The organism is Burkholderia sp. APQ4-4ca, from assembly GCF_057837105.1.
In genome coordinates, this window is record NZ_JBYQCG010000066.1 from 1 (window position 1) to 11,920 (window position 11,920).

The following is an 11,920-nucleotide window of genomic DNA, read 5'->3' on the forward strand; positions in this document are numbered from 1 at the left end:
CAAGACCTACATCGACAGCGTGCTCGCGAACGCGCAGGCGCTCGGCGAAGTGCTGAAGGCCGGCGGCGTCGATCTCGTCACGGGCGGCACCGACAACCACCTGCTGCTGGTCGACCTGCGCCCGAAGGGCCTGAAGGGCGCGCCGGTCGAGCAGGCGCTGGAACGCGCTGGCATCACCTGCAACAAGAACGGCATTCCGTTCGACACCGAGAAGCCGACCGTCACGTCGGGCATTCGCCTCGGCACGCCGGCCGGCACGACGCGCGGCTTCGGCGTCGCGGAGTTCCGCGAGATCGGCCGCCTGATCCTCGAGGTGTTCGACGCGCTGCGCGCGAATCCGGAAGGCGATCCCGCAACCGAACAGCGCGTGCGCCGCGAGATCTTCGCGCTCTGCGAGCGCTTCCCGATCTACTGATCGACCCCACAAGAACAGTCACACGAGCGAGAGCAGATATGAGCACGCTGCATCAGGACAGCATCATCATCGACGGACTGAACATCTCGAAGTTCGAGAAGCCGGTGTTCGAGGACATGCGAAAGGGCGGCATCACGGCCGCGAACTGCACGGTATCGGTGTGGGAGAACTTCACCAAGACCGTCGACAACATCGGCGTGATGAAGAAGAAGATCCGCGACAACGGCGAGCTGCTGACGCTCGTGCGCACGACGGACGACATCTTCCGCGCGAAGAAGGAAGGCAAGACCGGGATCATCCTCGGCTTCCAGAACGCGCATGCGTTCGAAGACAACCTCGGCTACATCGAGGCGTTCGCCGACATGGGCGTGCGCGTCGTGCAGCTTTGCTACAACACGCAGAACCTGGTCGGCACGGGCTGCTACGAGCGCGACGGCGGCCTGTCGGACTTCGGCCGAGAAGTGATCACCGAGATGAACCGCGTCGGCATCATGGTCGACCTGTCGCACGTGGGCGGCAACACGTCGTCGGAAGCGATCGCGTTCTCGAAGAAGCCGGTGTGCTACTCGCACTGCCTGCCGTCGGGCCTGAAGGAACATCCGCGCAACAAGAGCGACGCGCAGCTGAAGGAGATCGCCGATGCGGGCGGCTTCGTCGGCGTGACGATGTTCGCGCCGTTCCTGAAGCGCGGCATCGAAGCGAACATCGACGACTACATCGAGGCGATCGACTACGTCGTGAACTTGATCGGCGAAGACGCGGTCGGCATCGGCACGGACTTCACGCAGGATTTCGCGAAGGAGTTCTTCGACATGCTGACGCATGACAAGGGCCGTTATCGCCAGCTGACGAACTTCGGCAAGGTGATCAACCCGGACGGCATCCGCACGATCGGCGAATTCCCGAACCTGACGGCCGCGATGGAACGCCACGGCTGGAGCGAGTCGCGCATCCGCAAGATCATGGGCGAAAACTGGGTGCGCGTGTTCAAGGACGTGTGGGGCGCGTAAGCGCCCGACGAGCCGAACCGCTACCGTCGTTTCAACATAAAAAAATCGGGACGTGCCAGCGCTTGCCGCGCGGGCACGCGGACGATGTCGCGCCTGCGCACTGAGCCGCGCGGCCACTTTCCTCACGGAGTCACCACGATGCAACCGCAACTGCCGATCAACGTCGATCCCGATACCGGCGTCTGGACCACCGACGCGCTGCCGATGCTGTACGTGCCGCGCCACTTCTTCACGAACAACCACGTCGCCGTCGAGGAAGCGCTCGGCGTCGACGCATATGCCGAGATCCTCTACAAGGCCGGCTACAAATCCGCCTACCACTGGTGCGACAAGGAAGCCAAGCTGCACGGCCTGACCGGCATGGCCGTGTTCGAGCACTACCTGAAGCGTCTGTCGCAGCGTGGCTGGGGCCTGTTCTCGATCATCGAGGCCGACCCGGCGAGCGCCCGCGCGAAGATCGAGCTGCGCCACTCGTCGTTCGTGCTTCAGCAGCCGGGCAAGGAAGGCAAGCTCTGCTACATGTTCGCGGGCTGGTTCGCGGGCGCGATGGACTGGGTCAACGACACGACGCCGGAAGGCAAGGGCGCGCCGCGCGCGTACTCGAAGGAAGTGCAGTGCGCGGCCGAGCATCACGACCACTGCATTTTCGAAGTGTCGCCGATCGCGCACTGACGCATTGATTCACTGAAGCCGAACAACACCCGCAACACGAGACATTCGAACGCCAGAGGTCGCCAGCGATGCGTTATCCCCACCTGTTCAAACCCATGCAGCTGAACCAGCTGACGCTGCGCAACCGGATCGTCAGCACCGCGCACGCGGAGGTGTATGCCGAGCCGGGCGGCCTGCCGGGCGACCGCTATATCCGCTACTACGAGGAAAAGGCGAAGGGTGGCGTCGGCCTGGCCATCTGCGGCGGGTCGAGCCCGGTATCGATCGACAGCCCGCAAGGCTGGTGGAAATCGGTGAACCTGTCGACCGACAAGATCATCGATCCGCTCACGCGCCTGGCCGACACGATGCACAAGCACGGCGCGAAGATCATGATCCAGGCGACGCACATGGGCCGCCGCTCGTCGTTCCACGGCGAGCACTGGCCGCACCTGATGTCGCCGTCGGGCGTGCGCGAACCCGTGCACCGCGGCAACGCGAAGATCATCGAGATCGAGGAAATCCGCCGCATCATCGGCGATTTCGCGGCGGCCGCGAAGCGCGTGAAGGCGGCCGGCATGGACGGCATCGAAATCTCCGCCGCGCACCAGCACCTGATCGACCAGTTCTGGAGCAAGCGTTCGAACCACCGCACCGACGAATGGGGCGGCAGCCTCGAAAATCGCCTGCGCTTCGGCATCGAAGTGCTAACGGCCGTGCGCGAGGCGGTCGGCAAGGATTTCTGCGTCGGCCTGCGCATGTGCGGCGACGAATTCCACGAAGACGGCCTCGATCACGAAGCGCTGAAGGAAATCGCGCAGGCGATGTCGGAAACCGGCCTGATCGACTACCTGAGCGTGGTCGGCTCGGGCGGCGATACGCACAACACGATCGCGAACTGCATGCCGCCGATGGCGTTGCCGCCGGAGCCGTTCGTGCACCTCGCGGCCGGCATCAAGTCGGTCGTGAAGATTCCGGTGATGCACGCGCAGAGCATCCGCGATGCGGGCCAGGCCGAGCGCCTGCTCGCGAACGGGATGATCGACCTGGTCGGCATGACGCGCGCGCAGATCGCCGATCCGCACATGGTGATCAAGATCCGCGACGGCCGCGAGGACGAAATCAAGCAGTGCGTCGGCGCGAACTACTGCATCGACCGCCAGTACAACGGCCTCGACGTGCTGTGCATCCAGAACGCGGCGACGTCGCGCGAGGCGACGATGCCGCACATCATCGAGAAGTCGCGCGGCCCGAAGCGCAAGGTCGTGGTGGTCGGCGCCGGCCCCGCGGGCCTCGAGGCCGCGCGTGTCGCGAAGTTGCGCGGCCACGACGTCGTGCTGTTCGAGAAGAACGCGGAAGTGGGCGGCCAGGTGATGATCGCCGCGAAGGCGCCGCAGCGCGAGCAGATGTCGGGGATCATCCGCTGGTTCGACATGGAAACGAAGCGTCTGGGCGTCGATCGGCGTCTCGGCGTGGCCGCCGACGAGAAGATGATCATGGCCGAGAAGCCGGACATCGTCGTGCTCGCCACCGGCGGGTCGAGCTTCACGTGGCAGGTGCCGGCGTGGGGCGTGGCCGAAGGCCTCGCCGTCAGCTCGTGGGACATCCTCACCGGCAAGGTCGAGCCGAAGCAGAACGTGCTGCTGTTCGACGGCGTGAGCACGCATGCGGGCGCGGGCGTGGCCGATTTCATGGCGAGCCGCGGCTCGAAGGTCGAGGTCGTCACGCCGGACGTGAAGGTCGCCGACGACTGCGGCGGCACGACGTTCCCGATCTTCTATCGGCGCCTGTACGCGTTCGGCGTGATCCCGACGCCGAACACGATGCTCGATCGCGTCTATGAAGAGAACGGCAAGATGATCGCCGTGCTGCGCAACGAGTACACGGAAGAACTGGAAGAGCGCGCGGTCGACCAGGTGGTGATCGAGAACGGCTCGTCGCCGAACGACGAACTGTACTGGAAGCTCAAGCCGGAATCGGTGAACCGCGGCCAGATCGATCCGCACACGCTGTTCGCGGCCGAGCCGCAACCGTGCCTGTCGGAAGAACTCGGCAACGGCCGCTTCCTGCTGTTCCGTGTCGGCGACTGCATCTCGATGCACAACGTCCACGGTGCGATCTACGACTCGCTGCGTCTCGTGAAGGATTTCTAAAAGATGAACCCGTCCTTCCTCATTACCGCCCTGTTGTGGCTGTCGGTGGCGGGGCTCGCGTTCGCGGTCGCGAAGCGCTCGTCCTACTGGCGTCTGGGCCGCGCCACCGCGCCCGGCTCGTTCGGCGTCGCGAACCTGTTCGCGATTCCGAAGCGTTACTTCGTCGACCTGCACCACGTGGTCGCCCGCGATCCGTACATCGCGAAGACCCACGTCGCGACCGCCGGCGGTGCGATCGGCGCGCTCGCGCTGGTGTTCGTCAACTACGGCCTCGCGATCTACTCGCCGTGGCTCGACAAGCTGATCTTCCTCGCGGCGCTCGCGATGCTGGTCGGCGCGGTGTTCGTGTGGCGCCGCCGCGCGGCGAAGAACGTGCCGGCGCGCCTGTCGCGCGGCCCGTGGAATACGCTGCCCTGGCTGCTCGGTTCGTTCGCGCTCGGCCTCGTGCTGTTCATGCTGGTGCCGACCGGCGCGATGTCGGGTGCGTTCGCGGTGCTTTGCGCGCTGCTGATCGGCGTCGGTGCGTTCACGATGACGGTCGGCGCCGCGAAGGGCGGCCCGATGAAGCATGCGATCGCTGGGCTGCTGCACCTCGCGTTCCACCCGCGCCAGGAGCGTTTCGCGGCCACGCGCGAATCCTTCACCGGCAACGGCACGGCCACGCCGCCGACCGCGCTGAAGCTGCCGGACATCGAGCATCAGGAGTACGGCGTCGCGAAGCCGGTCGAATTCCGCTGGAACCAGTTGCTGAGCTTCGACGCATGCGTGCAGTGCGGCAAGTGCGAAGCCGCGTGCCCCGCGTTCGCGTCGGGCCAGCCGCTGAACCCGAAGAAGCTGATCCAGGATCTCGTCGTCGGGATGGCCGGCGGCACCGACGCGGCGTACGCGGGCAGCCCGTCGCCGGGCATTCCGGTCGGCCAGCATCGCGGCGAGCCGAACGGCCCGATCGTGTCGGGCCTGATCGAGGAGCAGACGCTGTGGTCGTGCACGACCTGCCGCGCGTGCGTGCAGGAATGCCCGATGCTGATCGAACACGTCGACGCGATCGTCGACATGCGCCGCAACCGCACGCTCGTGCACGGCACGGTGCCGGGCAAGGGCCAGGAAGTACTCGCGAACCTGCGCGAGACCGGCACGATGGGCGGCTACGACACGGCCGCGCGCTACGACTGGTCGGTCGACCTGAGCGCCCCGGTCGCGCAACCCGGCACGCCGGTCGACGTGCTGTTCGTCGCGGGCGAAGGCGCGTTCGACATGCGCTACCAGCGCACGCTGCGCGCGTTCGTGAAGGTGCTGAACAAGGCGGGCGTCGATTACGCGGTGCTCGGCCCGACCGAGACCGACACGGGCGACGTCGCGCGCCGGCTCGGCGACGAAGCGACGTTCCAGCAGATGGCGAAGCGCCTGATCGGCACGCTCGGCACGCTGTCGTACAAGCAAATCGTGACGGCCGACCCGCACGTGATGCACAGCCTGCGCAACGAATACCGCGCGCTCGGGCTGCGCGTGACGGTCAAGCATCACACGACCTATCTGGCCGAACTGGCCGAGAGCGGCAAGATCGCGCCGAAGGCGGTCGACGCGCTGCAGGAGAAGCGCACCACGTATCACGACCCGTGCTACCTCGGCCGCTACAACGGCGAGACGGAAGCGCCGCGCAAGCTGTTGAAGACGATCGGCATCCAGGTCGTCGAGATGGAGCGCAACGGCATGCGCGGCCGCTGCTGCGGCGGTGGCGGCGGCGCGCCGCTGACCGATATCCCCGGCAAGCAGCGGATCCCGGACATCCGCATCGCCGATGCGCGCACGATCGGTGCGGACGTGGTCGCGGTTGCGTGCCCGAACTGCACGGCCATGCTCGAAGGCGTCGTGGGCCCGCGCCCCGACGTGCTCGACGTCGCCGAACTCGTCGCCGCCTCGCTGGAGTGAATCGATGAATACGATCAAACGAATCGATCCGCGCCGGCCGTTCGTCATCACGGCCGCCGGCCTGAAGCGCATCACGCTCGGCGAGGAAGGCAGCGCCGATGCGAACGCCGCGCAGTGGTCCGCACACGGTCATGGCGCCGCGGCCGCGAAGCCGCGCCGCGCGCTGCAGGGCCCGAAGCACGTAATGCTGGTGGTCGCGCACAGCGAACGCGGCGCGCTCGACGACCATTCGCGGCAGGCGATTGCCGCCGCCGCGGTGCTCGCCGATGCGCAGACGGAAGTCGCGCTGCTCGCGTTCGGCGAGCTCAAGGACGACGTGGCCGAACTCGGCGTCGACAAGCTGCTCGAGCTGACCGGCTTCGATCGCCGTGCGTTCGATCCCGAAAGCGAACTGCAAGCGTTGCAGGCGTGTGTTGCCGCGCTCGCGCCGAAACACGTGTTCGTGCCCGACAACGCGACAGGCGACGGCGACCTCGGCCGGCGTTACGCGGCGGCCGCCGGCGCGAGCGTCGCGACCCACGTCGTCGAAATCGACGCGAAGCACGTGGGTACGTATGCCCATGCCGGGCGCGCGTTCGCGACCCGCGCGCTGCCCGAGGTGATCCTGCTCGCGCAGAACGCGGTGGACGCGAAGCTGCCGTTCGTCGGCGCGGGCGAGCGCGTGGCGGCCGATTTCATCCGCCCGGCGCATGACGCCGCGCAGCCGTACCGCGATCTCGGTCTCGACGAAATCGACGCGGCCCAGGTCGCGCTCGAGGAAGCCGATTTCATCGTGTCGGCCGGCAACGGCGTGTCCGACATCGGCGCGTTCGAGCGGCTGGCCGGCGTGTTCGGCGCGGCGATCGGCGCGAGCCGCGTCGCGGTCGACAACGGCCACTTCACGCGCGACAAGCAGGTCGGCGCGACCGGCAAAACGGTCGAGGCGAGCGTGTACATCGCGTTCGGCATCTCGGGCGCGGTGCAGCATTTGCAGGGGATCAAGGACTGCCGCCACGTGATCGCGGTGAACCTCGACGGCAGCGCGCCGATCGCGAAGCGCGCGAACCTGACGGTGGTCGGCGACGCGCAGGCGACGATCGCCGCGCTGATCGAACAGGTCCAGGCCGCGCGGGCCGCGCGCGGCGAATCGCCGGCCGCGGTCGGTAACCGTGAACCCGAAGGAGTCGCCGCATGAACGCCCCCCGCTCATTGCAACGCATCGCGGTGCTCGTGTCCGTCGGCCGGCATCCGGTCAGCGGCGTCGCGCGCTACAGCCGCAACGATGCGGCCGCGCTCGAAACCGGCCGCCAGCTCGCCGAGAAGCATCGCGCGACGCTCGACGTGATCCACGCCGGCGACCCCGCGAATGCGGCGCTGGCCGAGTATCTGGCGCTTGGCGCGCGGGAGGTCGAGGTGCTGGCCTGTCGCGACGGCGACGATGCCGTGCACGCGCTCGCCGCGCGCGTCGAAGGTTACGACCTCGTGCTGACCGGTACGCGCGCCGAGGGCGCGTACGACACCGGGATGCTGCCGTATCGCATCGCCGCGGCGCTCGGCTATCCGCTCGTCGGCTCGGCCGTCGACGTGACGGTCGAAGACGGCCGCGCGGCGGTCCGGCAATTTTTGCCGAAAGGGCTGCGGCGGCGTGTCGACGCGGCGCTGCCGGCCGTCGTCGCCGTGCACCCGCTCGCCGGCGTCGAACCGCGCTATGCGTATGCGCGGCTGCGCGCCGGCGCGATCCGGCCGGCGCTCGCGGCGCCCGGCGCGGATGCCGATGCGGCCGCGTGGACGGTCGGCCCGGTCGAGCGTAAACCCGTAAAACTGGTCGCCGCCGAGAAGCGCTCCGGGCATGCCCGGATGCTGTCCGCGACGACGACCGAGAGCCGTGGCGGCAACGTCGTAAATGAAGGGAGTTCGGTCGAAAAAGCACAAGTGATCCTCGCGTATTTGCGCGAGCATCAGCTCATCGACTACTGATTTTGATGCCTGTCGGCAAGCAACCCAGGGATGCAAGGAATCCGGAGCAAACGATGAAAGTATCGGCAGACATTCGTGCACTGATCGAACGCCGCAAGGAAGGCCACAGCCTCGAAGCGCCGTTCTACACGAGCGAGGACATTTTCGCGCTCGACATGGAGGCGATTTTCCGCCAGCACTGGATCCAGGTGGCGATCGAACCGGACGTTCCCGAGCCGGGCGATTACGTGACCGTGGAGCTGGGCAACGATTCGATCCTGATCGTGCGCGACGACGACATGGCGATCCGCGCGTTCCACAACGTGTGCCGTCACCGCGGCGCGCGCCTGTGCAACGAAGACAAGGGCTCGGTCGGCAACATCGTGTGCCCGTACCACAGCTGGACGTACAACCTGACGGGCCAGCTGATGTTCGCCGAGCACATGGGCGAGAAGTTCGACCGCTGCAAGCACAGCCTGAAGTCGGTGCACGTCGAGAACCTCGCGGGCCTGATCTTCATCTGCCTCGCCGACGAGCCGCCGGTCGATTTCGCGCAGATGCGCGCCGAGATGGAGCCGTACCTGCTGCCGCACGACCTGCCGAGCACGAAGATCGCCGCGCAGATCGACATCATCGAGGAAGGCAACTGGAAGCTCACGATGGAGAACAACCGCGAGTGCTATCACTGCGTCGCGAACCATCCGGAGCTGACGATCTCGCTGTACGAATACGGCTTCGGCTACCAGCGCTCCGACGCGAACGCCGAAGGCATGGACGCCTTCGCCGAAACGTGCGTGCGGCGCGGCAAGGAGTGGGCCGAGATTGGCCTGCCGTCCGCCGAAATCGAAAAGCTGCTCGATGTGACGGGTTTCCGCACGCAGCGCCTGCCGCTCGACCGTCACGGCGAATCGCAGACACTCGATGCGAAGGTCGCGTCGAAGAAGCTGCTCGGCGGCTTCGACAAGGCCGACCTCGGCGGGCTGTCGTTCTGGACGCAGCCGAACTCGTGGCACCACTTCATGAGCGATCACATCGTGACGTTCTCGGTGATCCCGCTGTCGGCCGGCAAGACGCTCGTGCGCACGAAGTGGCTCGTGCACAAGGACGCGAAGGAAGGCATCGACTACGACGTGAAGAACCTCACGGCGGTGTGGAACGCGACCAACGACCAGGATCGCGCGCTCGTCGAATTCTCGCAGCGCGGCGCGACCAGCAGTGCGTACGAACCGGGCCCGTACTCGCCGTACACCGAAGGTCTCGTCGAAAAATTCTCGGCCTGGTACATCGGCCGGCTCGCCGAACAAACCGGCGCGTAGTCGTCAGCGGAACAGCAAGCGGAGTTAGAAATGATGCGAGATGCGGCCAATTTCGAGCCGGCGGACAGCCGGGTGACGCACCCGGCCTTCTGGAACGCGCTGTCCGAGCGCTGGACGAGCGACGTCGAGGAAACGCTGGTGTGCTGCCACGTACGGCAGGAAACCCACGACGTGAAGAGCTTCTTCTTCCGTTCACCGCAGGGCCGCACGTTCTCGTTCGAGCCCGGGCAGTTCATCACGCTCGAGCTCGACATCGACGGCGAGACGATCAACCGCTGCTACACGATTTCGTCGTCGCCGGCGCGGCCGCACACGATCTCGATCACGGTGAAGCGCGTGCCGGGCGGCAAGGTGTCGAACTGGCTGCACGACAACCTGCAGCCGGGCGCGTCGGTGCGCGTGCTCGGCCCGGCCGGCGAATTCACGTGCGCGCGGCATCCGGCGCGCAAGTACCTGTTCCTGTCGGCGGGCTCCGGCATCACGCCGCTGATGTCGATGAGCCGCGCGCACCATGATCTCGCGGAAGATCGCGACATCCTGTTCGTGCACAGCGCACGCACGCCGGACGACATCATCTTCGCGCGCGAGCTCGACCTGATCGCGTCGAACCACACGAATTTCCGTACGTCGTTCGTCGTCGAGCGGGTTGGCGCCCGCACCAACTGGCCGGGCGTCACGGGCTTCCTGACGCTGCCGCTGCTGAAGCTGATCGCGCCGGATTTCATGGAACGCGAGATCTTCACGTGCGGCCCCGCGCCGTACATGAAGGCCGTGCGCGACCTGCTCGACGAAGCCGGTTTCGATCGCAAGCAGTATCACGAGGAAAGCTTCTCGTTCGAAACGCTTGCGCAGACCGCGAGCGACGAAGTGCTCGCCGAACTCGTGCCGCCGGCGGAAGGCGGCGAGGCCGCGACGAAGCAGTACACGGTCAGCTTCGCGAAGAGCAACCGCGAGATTTCGTGCGGCTCGGAGCAGCACGTGCTCGACGCGGCGCGCCAGTCGGGCGTGCGGCTGCCCGCTTCGTGCACGCAGGGCATGTGCGGCACCTGCAAGGTGAAGCTCGTGTCGGGGCAGGTCGAGATGAAACACAACGGCGGTATCCGCCAGCGCGAGATCGATCAGGGGATGGTGCTGCTGTGCTGCAGCAAGCCGCTGTCGGATCTCGTGATCGACAAGTAGGCGAAGCGTCCCGTCGGCTGTCCGGGCGCGTCGCGTCTGGACAAGCATCTGTCGGAAAACAACGATACCGCGGATTTGTGGTTGAAGAACCTAGAGAGACAACGCGCACGGTGCGCAGACCAAGGAGATCGACCATGAAATTGTTCGGAAAACTGTTGTGGACCGGAGCCCTGTCGGCGATGGTTGCATTGAGCGCATCGGCACTCGCCGATACGAAACCGACGCTGAAAATCGGCTACGTCGAAGGCTGGGACGACAGCGTCGCGACGTCGAACGTCGCCGCCCGCGTGATCGAGAAGAAGCTCGGCTACGAGGTGAAGCTCGTGCCGGTCGCGGCCGGGATCATGTGGCAGGGCGTCGCGCGCGGCGATCTCGATGCGACGCTCTCCGCGTGGCTGCCGGTCACGCACGGTTCGTACTGGGACGAGTACAAGACCAAGGTCGTCGACCTCGGCACGAATTTCCCCGATGCGAAGATCGGCCTGATCGTGCCCGCGTACGTGAAGGCGAAGAGCATCGAAGACCTGAATGCGGAGAAGAGCAGCTTCGGCGGCCGGATCGTCGGCATCGATGCGGGCGCCGGCGTGATGCGCAAGACCGACGACGCGATCAAGAGCTACGGGCTGAACTACACGCTGATGCCGAGCTCGGGCAGCGCGATGACGGCCGAGCTGTCGCGTTCGGTCAATGCGAACAAGCCGGTCATCGTGACGGGCTGGGCGCCGCACTGGATGTTCGCGAAGTGGAAGCTGCGCTTCCTCGAGGATCCTAAGAAGGTGTTCGGCGGCGCCGAGCACGTCGACAGCGTCGTGAATCCGGGCCTCGAAACCAAGGCAAAGCCGGTCGTCGCGTTCCTGAAGAAATTCCAGTGGAAGCCGGGTGAGATCGACAGCGTGATGCTGGCGATCCAGAACGGCTCGAAGCCGGAAGCGGCCGCGGATGCGTGGATTGCGGCGCATGCCGACCGCGTGAATTCGTGGACGGAAGGCGCGCAGTAAGCATCTCGACCTACGTCGCGCGAGTCACGTCGCGCGAGTCGTCATAAAAATACGCCGGGAATGGATTGCAGGAATCCGAAATAATCAGGATTCCATGCGGCCATATCCCGGTTTTCTTTTGCTGATTCTGCAAAAAAGCCCGTAAATTGCTACACTACGGCCCTCGTGCAGAATCACCACTGCTTTGCATCGGACCAGAGTAAGCGCTAAAGCGCTCACGCTGAGCGAGAGGAGGAATTGGATGAGTCAAGCAGGACTGCGTGCGAATCGCACCAGTGACGTCGAGGCAACCATCTCACATGATTCGACGGGCCACACGCTGCATCGTGGCCTG

The 11,920-nt window shown here is 66.0% G+C and carries 9 protein-coding genes and 1 pseudogene; all 10 read left to right on the forward strand.

Annotation, left to right across the window (positions count from 1 at the left end):
* A pseudogene (gene glyA / locus AC3IFE_RS04590) lies at nt 1-415 on the forward strand (serine hydroxymethyltransferase); the annotation flags it as partial.
* Between the two features lie 38 nt (nt 416-453).
* Nucleotides 454-1,425, forward strand: a complete 972-nt coding sequence (locus AC3IFE_RS04595; protein ID WP_006480656.1) for a dipeptidase — start codon at nt 454-456, stop codon at nt 1,423-1,425.
* Nucleotides 1,426-1,563: 138 nt separating this feature from the next.
* Nucleotides 1,564-2,097, forward strand: coding sequence for a DUF5943 domain-containing protein (locus AC3IFE_RS04600; RefSeq protein ID WP_050012296.1), 534 nt, complete (start codon nt 1,564-1,566; stop codon nt 2,095-2,097).
* A 68-nt stretch (nt 2,098-2,165) separates the two neighbouring features.
* On the forward strand, nt 2,166-4,229 hold the full coding sequence (locus AC3IFE_RS04605; RefSeq protein WP_006488987.1) for an NADH:flavin oxidoreductase: 2,064 nt from the start codon (nt 2,166-2,168) through the stop codon (nt 4,227-4,229).
* Nucleotides 4,230-4,232: 3 nt separating this feature from the next.
* On the forward strand, nt 4,233-6,158 hold the full coding sequence (locus AC3IFE_RS04610; protein ID WP_489189735.1) for a (Fe-S)-binding protein: 1,926 nt from the start codon (nt 4,233-4,235) through the stop codon (nt 6,156-6,158).
* 4 nt (nt 6,159-6,162) lie between these two features.
* Nucleotides 6,163-7,332, forward strand: a complete 1,170-nt coding sequence (locus AC3IFE_RS04615; protein ID WP_489189736.1) for an electron transfer flavoprotein subunit alpha/FixB family protein — start codon at nt 6,163-6,165, stop codon at nt 7,330-7,332.
* Nucleotides 7,329-8,114, forward strand: a complete 786-nt coding sequence (locus tag AC3IFE_RS04620) for an electron transfer flavoprotein subunit beta/FixA family protein (protein ID WP_089470399.1) — start codon at nt 7,329-7,331, stop codon at nt 8,112-8,114. Before AC3IFE_RS04615 ends, AC3IFE_RS04620 begins: the two co-directional genes overlap by 4 nt.
* Nucleotides 8,115-8,167: 53 nt before the next feature.
* Nucleotides 8,168-9,409, forward strand: a complete 1,242-nt coding sequence (locus tag AC3IFE_RS04625; protein ID WP_089470398.1) for an aromatic ring-hydroxylating oxygenase subunit alpha — start codon at nt 8,168-8,170, stop codon at nt 9,407-9,409.
* A 30-nt stretch (nt 9,410-9,439) separates the two neighbouring features.
* A complete protein-coding gene (locus tag AC3IFE_RS04630) occupies nt 9,440-10,588 on the forward strand; it encodes an FAD-binding oxidoreductase (RefSeq protein WP_089470397.1) in 1,149 nt (382 codons plus the stop codon).
* A gap of 134 nt (nt 10,589-10,722) precedes the next feature.
* Nucleotides 10,723-11,586 (forward strand): glycine betaine ABC transporter substrate-binding protein, encoded by an 864-nt coding sequence (locus AC3IFE_RS04635; RefSeq protein ID WP_489189737.1) that lies wholly within the window; start codon nt 10,723-10,725, stop codon nt 11,584-11,586.
* Nucleotides 11,587-11,920 lie beyond the last annotated feature (334 nt).

Excerpts from the sequence above, each read along its gene's own strand:
- AC3IFE_RS04595 (WP_006480656.1), top strand. The coding sequence starts at position 454 with ATGAGCACGCTGCATCAGGACAGCATCATCATCGACGGACTGAACATC.
- AC3IFE_RS04600 (WP_050012296.1), top strand. The coding sequence starts at position 1,564 with ATGCAACCGCAACTGCCGATCAACGTCGATCCCGATACCGGCGTCTGG.
- AC3IFE_RS04605 (WP_006488987.1), top strand. The coding sequence starts at position 2,166 with ATGCGTTATCCCCACCTGTTCAAACCCATGCAGCTGAACCAGCTGACG.
- AC3IFE_RS04610 (WP_489189735.1), top strand. The coding sequence starts at position 4,233 with ATGAACCCGTCCTTCCTCATTACCGCCCTGTTGTGGCTGTCGGTGGCG.
- AC3IFE_RS04615 (WP_489189736.1), top strand. The coding sequence starts at position 6,163 with ATGAATACGATCAAACGAATCGATCCGCGCCGGCCGTTCGTCATCACG.
- AC3IFE_RS04620 (WP_089470399.1), top strand. The coding sequence starts at position 7,329 with ATGAACGCCCCCCGCTCATTGCAACGCATCGCGGTGCTCGTGTCCGTC.
- AC3IFE_RS04625 (WP_089470398.1), top strand. The coding sequence starts at position 8,168 with ATGAAAGTATCGGCAGACATTCGTGCACTGATCGAACGCCGCAAGGAA.
- AC3IFE_RS04630 (WP_089470397.1), top strand. The coding sequence starts at position 9,440 with ATGATGCGAGATGCGGCCAATTTCGAGCCGGCGGACAGCCGGGTGACG.
- AC3IFE_RS04635 (WP_489189737.1), top strand. The coding sequence starts at position 10,723 with ATGAAATTGTTCGGAAAACTGTTGTGGACCGGAGCCCTGTCGGCGATG.